The organism is Pseudolysinimonas sp. (assembly GCF_057350545.1).
The window spans coordinates 45490-63861 of the sequence record NZ_JBMRCP010000003.1; the positions used below are offsets into that span (position 1 = coordinate 45490).

Annotated in this window: 21 protein-coding genes; 11 read left to right on the forward strand and 10 right to left on the reverse strand. The window is 72.5% G+C overall.

Annotated features, from left to right (window positions below):
- Positions 1-45: 45 nt before the first annotated feature.
- Positions 46-873 (reverse strand): pyrroline-5-carboxylate reductase, encoded by an 828-nt coding sequence (gene proC / locus ACO1X9_RS00490; protein WP_486348867.1) that lies wholly within the window; start codon positions 871-873, stop codon positions 46-48.
- Positions 874-896: 23 nt separating this feature from the next.
- On the opposite strand from proC, the gene ACO1X9_RS00495 reads away from it, so the two are divergent.
- Positions 897-1853, forward strand: a complete 957-nt coding sequence (locus ACO1X9_RS00495; RefSeq protein WP_486348868.1) for a cation diffusion facilitator family transporter — start codon at positions 897-899, stop codon at positions 1851-1853.
- A gap of 36 nt (positions 1854-1889) precedes the next feature.
- Positions 1890-2252 (forward strand): hypothetical protein, encoded by a 363-nt coding sequence (locus tag ACO1X9_RS00500; protein WP_486348869.1) that lies wholly within the window; start codon positions 1890-1892, stop codon positions 2250-2252.
- A 3-nt stretch (positions 2253-2255) separates the two neighbouring features.
- On the opposite strand, the gene tadA is transcribed toward ACO1X9_RS00500, so the two are convergent.
- Positions 2256-2732, reverse strand: a complete 477-nt coding sequence (gene tadA / locus ACO1X9_RS00505) for a tRNA adenosine(34) deaminase TadA (protein ID WP_486348870.1) — start codon at positions 2730-2732, stop codon at positions 2256-2258.
- Positions 2733-2744: 12 nt separating this feature from the next.
- On the opposite strand from tadA, the gene upp reads away from it, so the two are divergent.
- The 3 genes from upp to ACO1X9_RS00520 all read left to right on the forward strand — a co-directional run bounded on the left by upp (position 2745) and on the right by ACO1X9_RS00520 (position 4598).
- Positions 2745-3377 (forward strand): uracil phosphoribosyltransferase, encoded by a 633-nt coding sequence (gene upp, locus ACO1X9_RS00510; protein ID WP_486348871.1) that lies wholly within the window; start codon positions 2745-2747, stop codon positions 3375-3377.
- A gap of 278 nt (positions 3378-3655) precedes the next feature.
- Entirely contained in the window at positions 3656-4375 is a 720-nt protein-coding gene (locus ACO1X9_RS00515) for a winged helix-turn-helix domain-containing protein (protein ID WP_486348872.1), read from the forward strand.
- A gap of 73 nt (positions 4376-4448) precedes the next feature.
- Complete coding sequence (locus ACO1X9_RS00520) at positions 4449-4598, forward strand: hypothetical protein (RefSeq protein ID WP_486348873.1); 150 nt, start codon at positions 4449-4451, stop codon at positions 4596-4598.
- Positions 4599-4676: 78 nt separating this feature from the next.
- On the opposite strand, the gene ACO1X9_RS00525 is transcribed toward ACO1X9_RS00520, so the two are convergent.
- The 8 genes from ACO1X9_RS00525 to ACO1X9_RS00560 are packed head-to-tail and all read right to left on the reverse strand — an operon-like array spanning position 4677 to position 10139.
- Positions 4677-5015, reverse strand: a complete 339-nt coding sequence (locus ACO1X9_RS00525; protein ID WP_486348874.1) for a hypothetical protein — start codon at positions 5013-5015, stop codon at positions 4677-4679.
- A 4-nt stretch (positions 5016-5019) separates the two neighbouring features.
- Positions 5020-5439, reverse strand: a complete 420-nt coding sequence (locus ACO1X9_RS00530; RefSeq protein WP_486348875.1) for a hypothetical protein — start codon at positions 5437-5439, stop codon at positions 5020-5022.
- On the reverse strand, positions 5436-7709 hold the full coding sequence (locus ACO1X9_RS00535) for an ADP-ribosyltransferase (RefSeq protein ID WP_486348876.1): 2274 nt from the start codon (positions 7707-7709) through the stop codon (positions 5436-5438). The genes ACO1X9_RS00530 and ACO1X9_RS00535 overlap by 4 nt, the downstream gene beginning before the upstream one ends.
- Positions 7706-8092 (reverse strand): DUF6507 family protein, encoded by a 387-nt coding sequence (locus ACO1X9_RS00540; RefSeq protein WP_486348877.1) that lies wholly within the window; start codon positions 8090-8092, stop codon positions 7706-7708. Before ACO1X9_RS00540 ends, ACO1X9_RS00535 begins: the two co-directional genes overlap by 4 nt.
- The gene (locus ACO1X9_RS00545) at positions 8089-8439 is read right to left on the reverse strand and encodes a hypothetical protein (RefSeq protein WP_486348878.1); all 351 of its coding nucleotides are present in this window, start codon (positions 8437-8439) and stop codon (positions 8089-8091) included. The genes ACO1X9_RS00540 and ACO1X9_RS00545 overlap by 4 nt, the downstream gene beginning before the upstream one ends.
- Positions 8439-9464 carry a DUF6177 family protein gene (locus ACO1X9_RS00550; protein WP_486348879.1) on the reverse strand — a complete coding sequence of 342 codons (1026 nt, stop codon included), beginning with the start codon at positions 9462-9464 and terminating at the stop codon, positions 8439-8441. Before ACO1X9_RS00550 ends, ACO1X9_RS00545 begins: the two co-directional genes overlap by 1 nt.
- An 8-nt stretch (positions 9465-9472) precedes the next feature.
- Complete coding sequence (locus tag ACO1X9_RS00555) at positions 9473-9787, reverse strand: pore-forming ESAT-6 family protein (protein ID WP_486348880.1); 315 nt, start codon at positions 9785-9787, stop codon at positions 9473-9475.
- A 13-nt stretch (positions 9788-9800) separates the two neighbouring features.
- The gene (locus ACO1X9_RS00560) at positions 9801-10139 is read right to left on the reverse strand and encodes a hypothetical protein (RefSeq protein ID WP_486348881.1); all 339 of its coding nucleotides are present in this window, start codon (positions 10137-10139) and stop codon (positions 9801-9803) included.
- Between the two features lie 101 nt (positions 10140-10240).
- Between ACO1X9_RS00560 and ACO1X9_RS00565 the strand changes: the two genes are divergently transcribed.
- Genes ACO1X9_RS00565 through ACO1X9_RS00590 form a run of 6 tightly spaced genes read left to right on the forward strand, consistent with a single transcriptional unit; the run spans position 10241 to position 18371 of the window.
- Positions 10241-11041 carry an RDD family protein gene (locus tag ACO1X9_RS00565; RefSeq protein WP_486348882.1) on the forward strand — a complete coding sequence of 267 codons (801 nt, stop codon included), beginning with the start codon at positions 10241-10243 and terminating at the stop codon, positions 11039-11041.
- On the forward strand, positions 11038-11298 hold the full coding sequence (locus ACO1X9_RS00570; protein ID WP_486348883.1) for a hypothetical protein: 261 nt from the start codon (positions 11038-11040) through the stop codon (positions 11296-11298). Before ACO1X9_RS00565 ends, ACO1X9_RS00570 begins: the two co-directional genes overlap by 4 nt.
- Positions 11295-12626 (forward strand): EsaB/YukD family protein, encoded by a 1332-nt coding sequence (locus tag ACO1X9_RS00575; protein ID WP_486348884.1) that lies wholly within the window; start codon positions 11295-11297, stop codon positions 12624-12626. Before ACO1X9_RS00570 ends, ACO1X9_RS00575 begins: the two co-directional genes overlap by 4 nt.
- Positions 12623-13303 (forward strand): hypothetical protein, encoded by a 681-nt coding sequence (locus ACO1X9_RS00580; RefSeq protein WP_486348885.1) that lies wholly within the window; start codon positions 12623-12625, stop codon positions 13301-13303. The genes ACO1X9_RS00575 and ACO1X9_RS00580 overlap by 4 nt, the downstream gene beginning before the upstream one ends.
- Positions 13300-17175 carry a type VII secretion protein EccCa gene (gene eccCa, locus ACO1X9_RS00585; protein WP_486348886.1) on the forward strand — a complete coding sequence of 1292 codons (3876 nt, stop codon included), beginning with the start codon at positions 13300-13302 and terminating at the stop codon, positions 17173-17175. The genes ACO1X9_RS00580 and eccCa overlap by 4 nt, the downstream gene beginning before the upstream one ends.
- Positions 17172-18371, forward strand: a complete 1200-nt coding sequence (locus ACO1X9_RS00590) for an MFS transporter (protein ID WP_486348887.1) — start codon at positions 17172-17174, stop codon at positions 18369-18371. Before eccCa ends, ACO1X9_RS00590 begins: the two co-directional genes overlap by 4 nt.
- The last annotated feature ends 1 nt before the right edge of the window (position 18372 follow it).

An 18372-nucleotide genomic window follows, 5' to 3' on the forward strand; every position in this document is an offset into this window, starting at 1 on the left:
CCGGGCAACTCGAAGGGCGGTTTCGACACGCGCCTTCGGCGCTACTCAACCACCGAGGGCGAGCTCGCGGGTGCGGGCGAGGGCGGCGGCGGTCGCCCGGTCGAACATGCCGCCGAGGTCTGCCTCCGCCATCACGGCGATCGCGCGTTCGGTGGTGCCCTTCGGGCTCGTGACGCGACGTCGGAGTTCTGCCGGGTCGACATCCGACGACTGCAGCAGCTCGGTCGCGCCGAGGAACGTCTGCTCGACCATGAGCCGAGCTTCGTCGACGCTGAAGCCGAGCCGCTGCGCGGTGCCGGTGAGCTGCTCGATGAGGAAGAACACGTACGCGGGGCCCGACCCCGAGATCGTGCCGAGGGCGTCGATGCGATCTTCGGCGAGCTCGATGACGGCGCCGACGGTCTCGAACACGGCGCGCACGAGGGCGATCTGCTCCGACGTCGCACGCGACCCCGCCGCGAGGCCGGTGACCCCGCGGCGGACGACCGACGGCGTGTTCGGCATCGTCCGCACGACGGGATTCGGAACGATGCCCTCCATCGTCGCCGTCGTGACACCCGCGGCGACGCTCACGACGATCGCGTCGGGGGCGAGGAACTCCGCGACCTCCTCGAGCAGCGCCGGCACCATCGCGGGCTTCACGCCGACGATCACGACGCGAGCACCCTCGAGCGCGGTCGCATTCGCCTCCGGATGGGTCTCGAGCGCGTAGGAGTCGACTCCCGGCAGCCGCACGGCGTCCGCCTTCGCGGCGGAGCGGTTGGTGACCGCGACACCGTCGACGGCGAGGCCCGACTCGACGAGTCCGGCGAGGATGGCGCCGCCCATGGAGCCGGCTCCGAGGATGGCGATGCGGGGAAGAGGGGCACTCATAACCCGAGTGTAAGTTGGAGCGCATGAGCACCGAAGGCGGCACGAGAGCGGTCATCGCGGCACTCCTCGCGAACTCCGGCATCGCCGTCGCGAAGTTCATCGCCGCCGGCATCTCCGGCTCGGCCTCGATGCTCGCCGAGGGTGTGCACTCCGTCGCCGACGCCGGCAACCAGGTGCTGCTGCTCGTGGGCGGGCGCCGCGCGAAGAAGGCCGCCGACGAGACGCACCCGTTCGGCTACGGCCGCGAGCGGTACGTGTTCGCGTTCGTCGTGGCGATCATCCTGTTCTCGGTCGGTGGCATGTTCTCGCTCTACGAGGGCATCCACAAGCTCGAGGCGCACGAGGAGCTCAACCTCCCGTGGATCCCGCTCGCGGTGCTCGCGATCGCGATCGTGCTCGAGAGCTTCTCGCTGCGCACGGCCGTCATCGAGGCCAACAAGGCCCGCGGCAAAGACAGCCTCATCGCGTTCATCCGTCACGCGAAGCAGCCCGAGCTGCCGGTCATCCTGCTCGAGGACATCGCGGCCCTCACCGGTCTCGCCTTCGCGTTCATCGGCGTCAGCCTCTCGCTGCTCACCGGCGACGTCATCTGGGATGCCATCGGCACGATCGCGATCGGCGTGCTGCTCATCGGCGTCGCGGTCATCCTCGGCATCGAGACGAAGAGCCTCCTCGTCGGCGAAGGCGGCTCGCGCGCCGACGTCGAGAAGATCCGCGCCGCGTTCACCGGGCACAAGAACGTCGAGGCGATCATCCACATGAAGACGCTCTACCTCGGTCCCGACGAGCTCATGGTCGCGGCGAAGGTCGCCGTGTCGAAGACGACGAAGGCCGCCGAGATCGCGAAGGCGATCAACGAGATCGAGGTGGCCGTGCGCGAGGCGGTGCCGGTCGCGCGCGTCATCTACATCGAGCCCGACATCTACGTCGCCGGGTCGAACACGAGAACCGACGCGATCATCATCCAGTCGCACGACTGATCGTCGACACGACCGATCCACCCGAACGGAGTCACCATGGAATCCCTCGAGATCGTCCGTCTCGTCCTGCTCGCCCTGCACATCCTCGGCCTCTCCGCGATCGTCGGCACCTTCTTCGTGCAACTCCGCGCCAAGGAGGGCTTCGCGACCGGCGTCATGCTCACCGGTGCGATCACGCAGGTCGTCACCGGGCTCGCGCTCGTCGGAGTGCGTGAAGCCACCGACCTCGGCGTGAACAACGTCAAGATCGCGGTGAAGCTCGGTCTCGCGGTCGTCGTGCTCGTCGCCGCGATCGTCGCGCACGTGCAGCGTCGACGCGGCGGCAAGGTCAAGCCGGCCTTCCACGCGGCGGGCGGCACCGCGGTCATCAACGTGCTCGTCGCGGTGCTCTGGCAGTAAGAGTCAGAGTTCCGACCCGAGCGCGCCTCGGAAGAACGTGCGCAACAGCGCGGCGCCCTCCGGACCGAGCACCTCGGGCACGACCTCGACCCGGTGCTGCAGCCGCCGGTCGCGCAGCAGGTCGTGCACGCTCCCCGCGGCGCCCGCCTTCTCGTCCCAGGCTCCGAACACGACGCGGGGGATACGCGCCGCGAGGATCGCGCCCGCGCACAGCACGCACGGCTCGAGGGTGACGACGAGGGTCGCGTCGGGCAGCCGCCACGCGCCCCGGGCCGCCGTGGCCTGACGGATCGCGACGACCTCGGCGTGCGCCGTCGGGTCGTGGGTCGCCTCACGCTCGTTGCGGCCCGTGCCGATGACGGCGCCCGCGGCATCCACGATCACCGCGCCGACCGGCACGTCCCCGGTCGCGAGCGCGCGCTCCGCCTCCGCGAGGGCGAGGCGCATCGCGGTCTCATCGGCAGCGGAGGACGGGGTCACTACGCTGAGCGTATGCGTTTGCACGTCGCCGACCACCCGCTCATCACACACAAGCTGACCGTGCTGCGCGACGAGAAGACGCCCTCGCCCGTGTTCCGCGCCCTCGTCGAAGAACTCGTCACCCTGCTGGCGTACGAGGCGACCCGCAACGTGCGCACGCAGGCCGTCACCGTGAAGACCCCCGTCGCCGACGCGTCCGGGCTGTGGATCAGCGAGCCCCGCCCGCTCGTCGTGCCCATCCTCCGCGCTGGGCTCGGGATGCTGGAGGGCATGGTCAAGCTGGTCCCGACCGCGGAGGTCGGCTTCCTCGGGATGGTGCGCGATCACGAAACGCTGCAGCCGACGACCTACGCCAACCGGCTGCCCGACGACCTCTCCGACCGTCAGTGCTTCGTGCTCGACCCGATGCTCGCCACGGGGGGCTCGCTCGCGGCCGCCATCCAATACCTCTTCGATCGGGGCGCCGTCGACGTGACCGCGATCTGCCTGCTCGGTGCGCCCGAGGGGGTCGAGTTCGTGCGGCAGCAGTTCGAGGGCAGGGACGTCACCGTCGTGCTCGGCGCGCTCGACGAGAAGCTCAATGAACTCGGCTACATCGTGCCCGGCCTGGGCGACGCCGGCGACCGGCTCTACGGCCTGGTCTGAGCCCGCTTCACGTGCGTAACACGGCGTCGTGAGGTTGCGAACCGTGACGCGCGTGGGTCAGACTGCTGGACATGACCGCGACCCAGCGCGACCTCACCGTCACCTCGGTGATGAAGTCGCGCGCGGTCATGTGTTGTCGAATGTGTGCGTAACAGACGCCCCTGCGCCCCTCGGGCGCGTGAGCCCGTTCCGTGGCTCCTGCTCTGACCCACACCTCCGTAAGGCGGATCGCGATGGATGAACCCGCGCCGCCGGACTCCGACCAAGGATTCGACACCATGTCTCTCGCCACTCTCTCCGAGCTCCGCCCCGCCGCCGCCCCCCGGCCCGTCACCCCCGCTCCGGCATCCGCCCCCGAGCCGACTCCCGTCAACCGCATCCGCGCCGTACCCGACGGCACCGAAGCCCGCGGCTTCGCGCTCTACGTCGGCATCGACGAGGCGAAGGCCGAGGCCGCCGGCACCGATCTGCCGAGCATCGTCGCCGCCGTCAAGCGGCTTCTCGCCGAGCAGGTGCCGGGCGCCGAGACCTACGCGTCGGTCGCGCTCGCGCCGACCGGCGCGGGAGGTCGGGACGTCGACGTCGTGCGCCTCGCCCTGCAAGACCCGGCCGCGCTCGCGAAGCACCGTCAGGTCTCGGTCGCCGAGAAGCCGGAGCCGCGAGGGGGCGTCGTCATCGACATCTCCCGCAAGCGCGTGCTGCTCGACGGCGAGACCGCTCCGCTCACCTACAAAGAGTTCGAGCTGCTGCAGTTCCTCGTGCTGCGCGAGGGCCGCACGATCGACCGCGGCGAGATCATCTCGACGCTGTGGGGCGACGTGCAAGACGACGAGACGCCCAACGAGCGCACGATCGACGTGCACGTGCGGCGCCTGCGCTCGAAGCTCGGCGCGTACGAGGACATCGTCCGCACCGTGCGCGGGGCGGGCTACCGCTTCGACCGTCACGCCGACGTCACGATCCGCTACGCGTCGACGCCGTCGCCCGACGTCTTCTGAGGGCGGGCGATCCGGGCGCGACGTGTAGCCTCAGGCCCATAGGGTCACCGTGGCTCTCGAAGGAGCACGACCCATGGGCGAGAAGTCCGCACGCAAGGAGTCCGGCAAGACCGCCGCGTCGAAGACGCTGAAAGAGAAGCGCACGGCGAAGGCCGACAAGAAGGCGGCCACCGACCGCGCGGCGAAGAACACCGACGCCGTCACCAAGGCCACGAAGCGCTAGGTCGGCCTCAGCGCGTCGTGACCCGACGCCTTCTGAGAGCTGTCGAGACCGCTCGACGGCTCCAAGCACCTCGAAGCGTCAGCGCCACTCGAAGCTGAACAGCCACGCGAGGGCATCGAGCGCATCGTCGCTCAGCTCGGGATGCGCGGCGGCGACGTGGGCTCGGGCACGCTGGGAGAGTTCGGCCGCGTCATCGATCGTCCCGTCGGGCTCGTAGGAGTGAAGGGTCACGAGCACCTCCCGGACCCGCGGTTCGATGCGCGGATTCAGGCCGGCGAGAGAGCCGTGGGGGAAGCTCGTGCGGCCCCACCCGGTCACGTCGACGATCGCGCGATCCACTTCGTGTCTCAGTGCGTCGGGGTCGGGCGAACGCAGCTCCCGGCCGACGATCGCACCGTCGGTCTCCGAGGGAGTCATGGTCTCAGGCCGGGGGCTCGTGGCCGGCGGCGATCCGGAGCTCGGCGACGGAGCCCGCCCGGGACACCTCGGTGACGTCGGCGTGGCCCTCGGGACCGGCCGGAAGCGAGCCCAGAGCGGCCACGGCCGCCGACGGGCTCGCGCCCTCCGCCTTGCCGGCCGACAATCTCTCGTTCCAGACCGCGCCGAAGTTGTCACTCTCGGGGCTGAAGGCGCGGTGCGCCACGTAACCCGCCGCATCTTCGTCGTCGCTGAACCAGAGGTAGCCGAAGAGCTGCGGTTCCCCGGCGACCTCGCGACGCACGGGGACATACGCGACCTCGCCCACGGCCCGGAAGGCGTACCGGGGGGCTCCGCGGACGACCTTGAGTTGGAGGTCCGCGTCGAGGCGCTCGTTGGGGAGGTCAGGAAGCTCGGGGGTCATGAGTCTGCCTTCAGGATCGTCGCGAAGATCTGCCACTTGCCCTTGTCATCGAGGAAGACGCGTTGCACCTCGAACTCGAGCCCGCGGCCGAGGAGGAGTTCCTTTTCCGCGTTGGCGAGCTGGGACACCTTGCCCACGTACATACCCGGGGTGCCCTCGGGTACGAAGAAGTGGAAGATCGCCGGCTTGTGGCTGAAAGCCGCGCTGCCGAGAGAGGTCGAGAGGAACCCATCGTCGCCGATGACCTGACCGATCAGCGTGGTCGGGTCGTCGGTCAGGTGGGCGAAGCCGCTGCCTCGGCTCACGATGAGGTCTTCGGGCACCGGATGTCCCGCGAGGGCCTTGTCGATCTGAGCGATCTGGCTCCGGAGTTCGGGCGTCATGGGCTTCTCACCGCGCAGGGCGCCGTTGTACTCCGTGTACGCCGCGCCGGTGTAGTCCCTCACCGCGGCAGCCTGCTCTGCGGGCAGATCATCCGCGTACCCGTTCCATCGATCTTGACCGTACTTGATCGCGGCGGCCTCGCTGTCGAAGTCGACGGCGCCGCGGGCGAGTTCCGCCTTGGCGAGAGCCATCTGCTCGCTCGCGCTGAGTTGCGCGAAGTCGCTCTGACTGAGGGGCTTGGCATCCACGCCGGGGCCGCCGCCCGGCGTGCCGTCGTCGCCCTTCGCCGGCGGGGACGCCGGGTCATGGGGTCCCGGACCGTCGGACGACGGCCCGGGCACGAGCTCGTCGCCGCCGTGCGCGGCCGCGGTCGACGGAGGGTCCGTCGGCGCGGTCGGGGTGTCGTCGCCCCGTGATGACGGCCCGTCGCTCGGGTGAGGCCTCCCCCCTGCATCGTCGAGCAGCGAGGACGGCGTCGGCGATGTGTCGGGAGTGCGGGTTCCCACGTGCAGCAGACTGCTGTCGGGCATGTCGATCCTCGACCCCACCGTCACGAGATCGTCGGCGACCGCCCCCGCCCCCGCGATCTCGCTCGTCAGGCCGTCGATCTTCGTGACGAGACCGTCGACCTTGTTGACGCCGTCGAGGGCCGCGTCGCCGAGGCGGACGGCGTCCCCGGCGAGATCGACGATGCGCGACCCCGCGGTGAGCGCCTTGACGGCCGCAGCGACCTCGCCCGCGCCGGGGATGAACATCGACCCGACGTTGACCACGACGCGGCCCGCGGCTTCGGCGGGGTTCTCCTCCCAGGTATCCCAGGCGAGGAGTCCCTTGACCATCTCCTGACCCATCGCGACGCCGTCTTTGAGGACCGGGACGCCGGCCATCCCGAGCAGCATGAGCGGCGGCGACGTGATGACGAGCAGCGAGCCGATGCCGGTGAGTGCGCCCCACCACGCCTGACCGGCGGTCTGCCACGACCGGTCCCACTCCCACCCGTCGATGAGCGAGTTGTAGCCGATCAGGCCACCCAGCCCCTCGAGCATCTCCTTGCCCGCGCTGCCGGCACCCCACCAGAACGACTCGCCGCAGTTGCGGTCTTCGTCGACGCGACTGCCCCACGGCATGACGACCGTGAGCTCGTCGGACTGCTTGAGCTGCCACGCCTCGATGTGCTCCACCTCGGCCATGCAGGTCTCGCGCTGCCGATTGATCGCGTTCGCGCAGTCTGCTTCGGCGTTCTGCAGCTTCGCGTAGGCGTCGGCGAGGCGATCCATGAGCACGTTGTTCTGGTCGATGTGCTCGCTCGACTCGGTCCAGTGGGCGAGGATCTGCGCGCGCCCCCCGACGCTGCGCGCCGTCTCTCCGCGACCCCGGAGGTAGTCGAGCACCTCCGTCAGGGTGCGGGGTTGCGAGTACGACGTCGTGTACGACGATGACGACACCTGCGTGAGGGCGTTGCCCTCGTACTCCTTCGTCTCCTGCGGCGAGACCCACACGCGCTCATCCCAGGTGATCGTCGCCCGGAATGCGACGGCATCCTGCTTGATCGCCGCGAACTCGTTCTTGATCGGTCGCAGCGCCGCTGCGAAGTCGTCGAGTGCATCAGCGACCCGTGCGAACTTGCCTTCAATCGCGCGAGCCGCCGTGCTCGGCGTGCCCAGTGCCGCGTAGATGACCGGAGCCTGCGGCGACTCCAGCACCGCAGGCAGCCCCGACCAGGTCGTCTCCGCGGTCTCAGCCTGCTCGACGGCGCCCGAGCCCGATGTGCGCAGTGTGCGCGCGACGTACTCGAGCCGCGACGGCTTCAGGTCGTCGCCGGGGATGTTCTCGGGGATGATCAGCCCCGAGCTCTGCACCCCGCCGTCGTGCGGTGAGACGCTCATCGACCGCCCCCGCCCCCGCCGCCGCCGGGCGTCCCGGAGGGCGGCGGCAGATAGGACGCGGCGTCGAAGTCGGCGGCGGCGATGCCCGACGCGATCGTCGCGGCCATCTCCTCGTCGCCGGCCAGGTAGGTGTTGGCGGCGTTCGCGGTGCCCTCGAGGCTCGCGGAGTAGGAGCCGAACATCCGGGTGATCACGCCGTCGTAGGTCTCCTGCAAGAAGCCGGAGAACGCGCTCGAGACGATGCCGTCGTAGCCGCCCGCCTCCTGCACGTCGGCGAGGGTCTCGGCCGCCCCGGCGAGCGCGGTCTGCACGCCCTGCACCGCCGTGTCGGTGTCGGTGAGGATGCGATTCAGCCCGGCGGGGTCGACGCGCCATCCGGTCATGCGTCGAGCCCCCTCACGACCGCGCGACCCTCGAGCAGGTGCTCGAGGGCGAAGACGAGCGCCATGCCGCGGCGGTACTCGAACGGCACGATCGCCTCGGTGAGGAACCCCGTGCCGTCCGGCAGCACCGCGTCGGCGCCGTAGGCGCGCGCGAGGTCGACGTCGGTCTCGACGCGACGCGGCCGCCCCACCGTCGCGACGAGGGTCTCGTCGAGCTCGGTGACGGTGACGACCCCCTCGCGCACGGTGTCGCGCACGAGGAACGGCGGTTGGAAGGTCTCGCCGAGCGCACGGAGCTCGTCGAGCGTGTGCTCGCGCGAGGTGAGGAGCGCCACTTCGAGCGGCATCAGGAGGCCCCCTCCGCCCGCTCGAGGAGTCGCGCGATCTGGTCGGTGCCGAGCGCCTGCGCGAAGCGCACCGCGGCCCGCACCGGGGACTCGCCGAGGTGGCCGAACCCGACGACGATCGACGGGGTGCGGGGACGTCCCGCCGTGCGGGCGCCGAACTCGAGGCTCAGACGACCGAGGTCGGGGTCGAGCGCGCGGGTCGCGCGCGGGCCGACGAGCGCCGCCACGGGCACGGCGGGGGAGACCGGTTGCGCGTCGTAGCCGAGGTCGGCGGGACCGGACTGCACCGACACCGCGCCGAACAGGGGTGCGGAGACCTCCGACGCGAGGCGCTCGAGGGCGTCGACGGCGACCGCCGCGATCGTGGATGCCGACCCGGCGGTGGCGAGGAGGATACCCGTCACGGTCTCCTCGACGCCGCCCTTCGTGCGGCGCACGGCGGTGGTGAAGCGAGCCCGACCCGCGGCGTCGGCGATCATCCAGCGCACCGGTCCGGGCATCCACGCCTTCGACGCCTCGGTGTAGGCGCCGCGGCTCCAGGCCAGGGTCACCGGCTCGTGGGCCCCCCAGCAGGCTGGGGCCGTGCCCGCGAGGTGGGTCGCGAGCGACTCGACGGCTGCGCCGAGTTCGGTCGTCTCGTCGGCGGGCGCCTGCGTGCTCACCGCGACCAGGTAGCGCATCGGCTCGTCGACGGGCCGGTCGAGTGTCGTGACCAGTCGTTCGCCGGCGAGGGCACCGGCGACCGAGTCGGCGACGAGGCTCGAGAGCGGGTCGCGCAGCAGCGATCCGTCGCGGATGAGCCATCGACCACCCGCGGTCGTGAGGTGGTAGCGGGCGAGGTAACTCAGGCGTGCGATCGGGCGCGTGATGAGCACGGGCGTCAGGCCGGCCGCGGTGGTCGCGACGAGCGCGTCGGCGAGGCCCTCGGTGAGCACGACACGGTCGGCACGCGACTCCATGCAGGCGTACTCGCCCTCGACGCGATCGACGAGGGGATGTGAGAACCCGGTGAGCAGCCCGCTCATCGCCCGGGTCAGCCCATGTTGGCGACCGCGGACTTCGCCTTCTGCAGCGTGCCCTGCGCGGTCTCGTTCGACTGCTCCAAGCTCTTGCGGAGCGTGTCGATGATCGTCTTCACGTTGGTGGCCGCCGTGTTCCAGCGCACCTCTTTGCCTGCGTACTCCTCGGAGACGCCGTCGGCGGTGTAATCGGCCATCGCCTGCCGGACGTCGGCGTCGCGCTGCTCGATGAGCTGCTCCAGCAGCGCCGCGGTCGCGTAGAACTCCTCGATCGCCCCGTCGACCGCTGCCGTGTCGTAGTCGCGACGGTCACCCTGGTTGCCGGCCATGTGCGCTCTCCCCTCAGGCCTTCGACGCGCCGAAGCGCCCCGCGTCGAACGACGACGAGGTGCGCGCCTGCGCGATCTCGTCGGCCATCTGCTGGTCGCCCTGAATGAACGCGGCATCCATCTCTTTCATGCCGGCGAGGACCCCTCGGAGTGCCGTCGTGAGTTCGACGGCGATGCCTTCGGCGTCGCGCTGGAAGTCGTCGAACGCCTTGCGGGCCGCGCCGTTGACCTTGCCCTCGACCTGCTCCGACACGGCGGCGAGTTTGCGGACGACCGTGGCGAGTTCCTCGCTCGACGTGGAAGTCTTCTTCGTGAGCGACGTCAGAACGTCGGCACCCATCGCGAATTTCATGCGCCTCCCCTGTTCCCCCGGCCGAGGCCGGATCGAGCGTGGCACGAGGCTAGCATCGTTGCAAGCAAAGAAACCTGAAGATTCCACAGGGGGAGTCGGTCGTGACGAGCACCCAGCGCATCGCCCGCCGAGCGGGCAGCGGGTCGCCCGCGCGGGTCGGCCAGCTGCTCGGCGCGGCGCTCGTCGACACGGCGCTGCTCGCGCTGGCCGTCGCCGCGCTCGCGCTCGCGCTCGCGTCCGACGACGGTGAGCTCGGCATCCTCGCCCTGCTCCTCCTGTTCGCCGTCGTGCTCGTGCAGGTCGTCGCCTGGTCGCGCACCGGCCAGACGCTCGGAACGTGGGTGACCGGCGTGCGGCACGTGGCGGCGATCGACGGCGCCCCGCCCGGGCTGTCCCGGCTCCTCTCCCCCGCCTGGTTCGCCGACCTGCGCGGCGGCCGCGACCCGCTCGACCCGGAGACCGTCCACCTCGCGCCACCTCCGGCCGCCGTCCCCGTCCGCGCCGCGGACAGCATCGGGGCCCACGGGCTGCGCTCGACCTCGCGCGCACTCCTGGTCATCGATGGGCGCATCGACGGTGCGATCGGCGACGGTGTCGTGATCGGTCGCAACCCCACGCCGACGGGCACGGAGCGGGCGGTGGCGATCGCCGACATCGGGCGCGAGATCTCCAAGGTCCACCTCGCGCTGCGCGTGGATGCCGCGGGCCGCGTCTGGGCGGACGACCGACGGTCGACGAACGGCTCCACGATCGCGCGCGCCGACGGCTCGGCCGTGCGTCTCGTGCCCGGCACCGACACGGAGCTCAGGATGGGCGATGTCATACGGCTCGGCGGTCACACCGTCGGCGTGCAGTTCGTCACCGAGATACGACATGCGGCCGAGGCGGGGACGACGACGTGAGCGAACGCGACCAGGCACTCCTCGAGTCGGTCCGCACGCACCGGGACCGGCTGGGGGCGGCCCTCGCCCACGGCTCGCTCGGAGCCCGACGACCGGTTCCTCCGCTCACCCGCCGCCTCATCGCGGGAATGGTGGTCGCCGCCATCGCCTGCGCCGCGTGCGTCGGGGTCGGGTTCGTCGGCAGCATCCTCGCCGCGAACGCGGCCGCCACCCAGCAGCAGCAGCAGCAGCAGCAAGAGGAAAGGTCCTCCCCGTGAGCGAGCTCACCAAGATCACCGTCCTCGGCAGCGCCCGGCGCGCCACGCTCGTCGTGCCCGCCGACGAGCCCTTCGGCGCCCACCTCGCCGAGATCGCCCGCCTGCTCGAGCAACCTGCCGCCCGGGCCGCGTTGGTCACCCCGTACGGCGAGCAACTCGACCTCGCGCTCGCGCCCGCCGATCAGGGCGTGCTCGACGGCGCCGTGCTGCGACTCGTCGAGGTGGAGAGGCTCCCCGCACCGCCCGAGGTCACCGACGTGACGGACCGAGTCGCCGAGCTGCGCGACACCGCCACAGGCACGTGGGGCCCCCGCCATGTCGTCGTGGGTGCGGCGGCCGGGGCCGGTGCCCTCGCCCTCGTCGGAGGCCTGACCCTCTCCGCCCTCACCGGCGGGTGGGCGGCGGCCGTGCTCCTCGTCGTGGCGACTCTCGCGTCGACCGCCGCCGGTTTGCTCGCACGCCCCGCGGCCTCCGCCCTGTTCCTCGGGGTCGCGCTCGGCTCGACGTACCCGGTCGCGGGCTGGCTCGTGGGCCTCGTCGTCCCGGCCGGCGGCGTGCCGGGCGACGCTCCCGTCACCACGGCTCTCGTGCTCGTCACCCCGTTCACGGTCGGCCTCGTCTGGCTCGTGATCGCCGCCGCGGTGGGTGCCGGGCGCCGCAGCGCCTCCGCCGCGCTGGGTGCCGCGGTCGGCATCCTGCTCACCCTCGCCGCGGCGCTGCTCCCGCTCCTCGGGGTCGCCCTCCTGCCGACGGCCGGGGTGGTCGCGACGATCGGCATCCTCGCCCTCGGCCTCCTGCCGTCGCTCGCCCTCGCGACGTCGGGGCTCGCGGAGCTCGACGACGAGGTCATCGCGGGGAACCTGCCGGCGAGGGAGCGCGTCGCCGCGAGCCTGCGCGAGGCGTTCCGCGCGTCGGATGCCGCGGTGGTCGCGGTCGCGGCCTGGCTGCTGCCCACCGTCGCGCTCCTGCTGGGCTCGGGCGAACTGTGGTCGATGCTGCTCGGCGGCGCCGTCGCGCTCGTCGCCCTGCTGCGCACCCGCGTGCTGCCGACGGCGGTCGCCTCCTGGGCGCTCTGGATCGCGGGTGTCGCGGGCGCGCTCCTCGGCATCCTGGCGTCGCCGGCGATCCCCTCCGTCATGCGACTCGTCGTCGTCGCGGTCGGGATCGCGGCCTTCGCCGCGCTCGCGCTCGCCCGCCCCACCGCGCAGGGCCGCATCCGCATGCGCCGCCTCGGGGACGTGGTCGAGTCGCTCGCCGCGGTCGCGATCGCGCCGTTCCTGCTCGGCTCGTTCGGCGTGTACGGCTTCCTGCTCGGGGTCTTCGCGTGAGCACGGTGCTCACGGCATCGCGGCTGCGCGACCTCGAGCTGACGGAGCGGCGGCTCGCGCGGCCGCTCACGACCGTTCGGCGCATCGCGATCGCCTCGCTCGCGCCCTTCCCGACGGCGGCACTCACCCGCCTCCTCGCCCGCGCGACCGCCCGACACCGCGCGGGACGCATCCTGCTCGCGACGCCGGAGTGGACCGAATTCCCCGAACCCCCTGAGGCCCGGTCGGGCGACGTGCCGCCGGGCGCCGAGGGGCGGCTGCGCATCCACGGGGCGGCGTGGGTCGGCGACCCGACGCTCGACGACAGGTTCTTCGACGTCGCATTCGTCGACGCCGGATCGATCGCCGTCGACGACCTCGTGCCGCTCGCCCGCTCGCGCGACGCGGTGTGCCTCGTGGTGCCCGTCGACCGGGGCGCCGCGGAGGCCGCCGTCGGCCTCGCCGAGCAGCTCACGCGGGAGGGACGCCGCATCGTCGTGGCGTTCGACCGCACGCGAGCCGGTCGCGCCGCGTGGGCCCGCGCCGTCGCGCCCCGCCTTCTGTCGCCTGCGGTGCTGCTCGAGTCCGACCGCGCCCTCCTCCAGCCCGCGCGGCCGTTCGCGACGCGCACCATCGTCGCCGCCGCGGAACTGGCCGGCCACCTCCTCTCCGACCCGTCGCCCGAGGTGTCGCGGTGAGCATCCGACTCGTCCACCGTCCCGCCCGCGCCACCGCGCCGGCGGTGCCGCCCGAGCCGCGCGTGCTCGCCGCCCCGCCGCCGCTCGGCGAGGGCAACATCGGCGCGCTCCCGCTGCAGATGCTGTTGCCCGTGGTCGGCTCGATGGGTTCGATCGTCATGATGACGGTGCTGCGCGGCAACCCGATCTTCGTCGTCGTCGGGGCGATGGTGCTCGTGCTCGCGCTCGCCGGCGGAATCGGGATGGCGGTGTCCTCCCGCGGGCGGGAAGCACGCACGCGTCGCCGCGCCCGCGAGCGCTACCTCGACTACCTCGAGGGAGTGCGCGACGAACTGCGCGCCGAACGCGAGGTCGCCCGGGCCGCGTCCCTCGTGACCCATCCGGAGCCTGCGCGGCTCGCCGCGCTCGCGAGCGACCCCGCGCGGCTGTGGGAGCGCCGCCCGCGCGACGCCGACTTCGGGCGCGTGCGGTTCGGCGCCGGGCTGGTCCCCTGGTTCGCGCTCTCCGTGCCGCCGGAGCAGAACCCCGTGCAGCCCGCAGACCCCACGATGAGCGCCGAGGCGGCCACGGTGTGCGCGGCCTACGGCCCGGTCGCCGGCCTTCCCGCCCTTCTCGACCTGCCGGCCCACCGCGCCGTCGCGATCGTCGGTCCCCCGGAGGTCGCGCGACGCGCCGCCCGCGCCCTCGTGCTGCAACTCGCCACGTGGCACGCACCCGACGACCTCGAGCTCGCGTTCGCCGTCCCGTCGGCGGCTCTCGGCGAGTGGGCGGGCATCGACCTGCTGCCGCACGCCCTCATGGCCGACCGCTGGGACGGGCCGGTGCGCGCACGCCGCGTCGCCCCCGACGCCGCCGCCCTCGCCCGGCTCATGAGTGACGACCTCCAGGGTCGACTCGCCCGCGCCCACCGCCCGCGCGCGGGCATCGTGCCGCTCGAGGCCCCCGTCGTCGTGATCGTCGACAGCACCTCGGGGCCCGCCGCGGGCTTCGCGCCGACGATCACGGGCGTCACGACCGTCGCCGTCGTCGCCGACCGGCTGCACGAGCCGAGTGAGACCACGCTGCGGATCACGGTCGAGTCCGACGGCTCGGCGCGGCTCGAGGACCTCCGCGAGGGCACGTCGCTCCCCGCGACGGTCGACGCCGTGTCGCCCGAGCTGCTCGCCGCGGTCGCCGCCACCCTCGCCCCGCTCCGCCTCTCCGCCGAGTCGCGGGCGGGCGGCGGATCGCTGCGCGAGCTCACGCCGCTCGATCTGCTCGGGGTGACGTCGATCGACGGGATCGGCCCGACATCCTGGACCTCCTCGGCGGGACCGGACTTCCTGCGCGTCCCGGTCGGCACCGACGACGACGGTGCCGCGCTCGAACTCGACCTCAAGGAGTCGGCGCAGGGCGGCATGGGTCCGCACGGCATCTGCATCGGGGCCACAGGGTCGGGCAAGAGCGAGTTCCTGCGCACCCTCGTGCTCTCGCTCGCCGCGCGGCACTCGCCCGAGGACCTCGCGATGATCCTCGTCGACTACAAGGGCGGCGCGGCCTTCAACCCGCTCCAACCCCTGCCGCACCTCGCGGGCCTCATCGACAACCTCGAGGGCGAGGCCGGACTCATCGAGCGGGCTCGGGCGTCGATCAACGGCGAGATCGTGCGCCGCCAGCAGCAGCTGCGCGACCTCGGCGGTTACAAGTCGGTCACCGAGTACCGGGAGGCACGGGCCGCGAACCCGTCGCTCCCGCCGATGCCGCACCTGCTGCTCGTGATCGACGAGTTCGGCGAGCTGCTCACGGCGGAGCCCGAGTTCATCGACCTGCTGCTCACGATCGGTCGCATCGGACGCTCGATCGGCGTGCACATGCTGCTGTCGAGTCAGCGCATCGAGGGCGGCCGCCTCCGCGGGCTCGACACCTACCTGTCGTACCGCGTCGGGCTGCGCACCTTCTCCGAGCAGGAGTCGGCCGTCGTGCTCAACACCCCCGACGCCTTCCACCTCCCGCCGATCCCCGGCTACGGGTACCTCAAGGTCGACACGACCGTCTACACGCGCTTCAAGTCGGGCTACGTGTCGGGTCCCGCCGGCGCACCGCTGATCGTGGATGCCGACGAGCGTCCCAGCGTGGTGCGCGCGCCCGTGTACAACACCCTTCAGGAGACCCTCGACGAGCTGCTGCCGGGCGGCGCGTCCGCGTCGACCGCCGAGGCACCCCTCATCGACGTCGCGGTCGCCCGCCTGCACGCCCCGCACCGTTCGGCCGGTGCCGTCTGGCTGCCTCCGCTGCCCGACCGGGTGCCGCTGTTCCAGGTGCTCGACGCCGACGCGACGGGGCTCGAGGTGCCGCTCGGCCTGCTCGACGATCCCGCACGGCAGCGTCAGGGCGAATGGCTCGTCGACCTCGGCCGGGCCGGCGGCCACCACGCGATCATCGGCGCCCCCCAGAGCGGCCGCACGACGATGCTCCGCACGATGGCGGCGGGCATCGCGACGACGCTCACGCCGAAGGAGGTCACCGTGTACGGCCTCGACCTCGCCGGCTCGGGGCTCGCCCGGCTCGAGGAGTTCCCGCACGTCGGCGGCGTCGCGACGCGCAACGACGGTGAGGCTCAGACCCGGCTGCTCGAGGAGCTGCTCGGGATGCTGGCCGCGCGCGAGAGGTTCTTCCGCGAGAAGCGCGTCGAGTCGCTCGCGCATTTCCGACGGCTGCACCTCGAGGGTGCCGCGCCGAAGATCGTCTCCGCCGACGTCGTGCTGCTCGTCGACGGCTACGGCCAGACCCGCGGCGACTTCGAGCATCTCGAGCCGCCGCTCGCCGAGCTGCTCACCCGCGGCGGCTCGTTCGGCATCCACGTCGTCGCCGCGCTCACGCGCTGGGCCGAGCTGCCGATGCGCCTCCAGCCGCTCATCGGCAACCGCTACGAGCTGCGCCTCAACGACCCGACGGAGTCGACGATCTCGCGGCGGCTGGTCGCGACCATCACGGGACCCGGCCGTGTGCTCACCGAAGGGGCGCTGTTCGCGCAGGTCGCCCTGCCGACGGTCGACGATGTACCCGACGAGAGGCTCGGCGACGCGCTCGCGGAGCTCGCCGCCCGCACCGCCGCGGCCTGGAGCGGTCCGGCGGCGGCGCCCATCCGCCGTCTTCCCGAGCGGCTCGAGGCGCGCGAGCTGCCGGACGAGTTCGACGAGCCCTCGCGCATCCCGATCGGCATCCGGCAGGACACGATGGAGCCCGCACTGCTCGACCTCGCCGGGCGCGACCAGCACCTCCTCGTGCTCGGTGACCCCGAGAGTGGCAAGAGCTCGCTGCTCGACCTGCTCGTGCGCGGGCTCGTCGCGCGGCACACCGCCGAGGAGCTCGTCATCGCCCTGCTGGAGCCGCGCGGACGCCTCGCGGCGACGATCCCGGCGGACTACCTCGGCGGGCACGCCGCGACGGGGCCTCGCGGGCGCGAACTCGCGGCGGCTGTCGCGATCGAACTCGACAAGCGGCAGGCGGAGGGCGGGGCGGGTCCGCGCATCGTGGTGATCGCCGACGATCTCGACATCCTCGGGGCAGGCGGGGCGTCGCCGCTCGAGCCGCTCGTGCCCTACCTGCCGCAGGCGCGCGACCTCGGACTGCACCTGGTCGTCACGCGACCCGTGGCGGGCAGCGCGCGGGCGCTCTTCGAGCCCGCGCTGCAGACCCTCAAAGACCTCGGCGCGACGGGCGTGCTGTTCTCCGGCGAGCGCAGCGAGGGTCAGCTCTGGCCGGGCACGTGGGCGGCTCCCGCGATCCCCGGCCGCGCGCGGCTGCTGCGCCGCGGGGAGGCGCCGCGGCAGATCCAGGTGGCGCTGCCCACCGCCGCGTCGGCCGCGCCCCTCGCGCCACCCGCGCCATGACCGCGGGTTTCCGCCGGTTCTGGGCGGCGGGCACCCTGAGCGCTTTCGGGACCACGGCGACGGCGGTCGCCCTGCCCGTACTCGTCGTCGAGGTGCTGCGCGCCGACCCGGTGCAGGTGGGCATCGTCAACGCCGCCCAGTTCGTGCCGTACGCCGTGCTCGGGTTGTTCGCGGGCGTCTTCGTCGATCGCTGGCGGCGTCGCCCGACGCTCGTGATGGCGAGCCTCGGGCGCGCGGCGAGCCTCGGCGCGATCGCGCTGCTCGCGGCGTTCGGGATGCTGACGATCCCCGTGCTCGTCGTGCTGCTGCTGCTCTTCGGCGCGTTCTCGGTGTTCGGCTTCGCGGCCTCTCAGTCGCTCCTGCCCCGCCTCGTGCCGCGTGACCGCCTGTTGCGCGCGAACGCCCGACTGGATCAGGGCGAGGCCGCCGCGCAGACCGTCGGGCCGACGCTCGCGGGGGCGCTCGTCCGCCTTCTCGGAGCCCCGGTCGCCCTCGCGATCGACGCGCTGACGTACGTCGTCGACGCCGTGCTGGTCGGCAGCCTCCGCGTCGAGGAGCCGACCGTGCGTCGACGCGGCCACGTGCTGCGCGACCTCCGCGAGGGGCTCCGGGCGACGTATCGGCATCCGGTGCTCGCACCGCTCGCGCTGTCGACGCACGTCTGGTTCGTCGCCAACGCGGCCTCCCTCACGATCCTCGCGCTTTTCGCGCTGCGCACCCTCGAGCTCGGCGCGCTCCTCTTCGGTCTGCTCATCTCCACGGTCGGCGCCGCGACCCTCGTGGGCGCCTCCGTCGCCGAGAGGCTCGGATCGCGGTTCGGCGAGGGTGCGGTGATCACCGGCGCCCGGCTGCTCTACCCGGTCGCGTGGACGGGGGTCGCCCTCGCGCCCGCCGTCGGCGGCGTCGCGGGGATCGTCGTGCTCTTCGTCGCCCTCGCGGCAGGAGGGCTCGCGGCGGGTGCCGAGAACGCGAACGAGATGAGCTACCGCCAGCAGGCGGCGCCCGACGAACTGCTCGGCCGCGTGAACGCGACGGGGCGCGCCGTCAACCGCACGGCGGGCGCGCTCGGCGCACTTCTCGGCGGTGCGCTCGTCGCCGTCTGGGGCACAGGAGCGTCGCTCTGGGTCGTGGTCGCGGTCTTCGCGATCGCCGCGACCATCGCCCTCGTGACCCCTGTGCGCAACGCGCGCGCGTGAA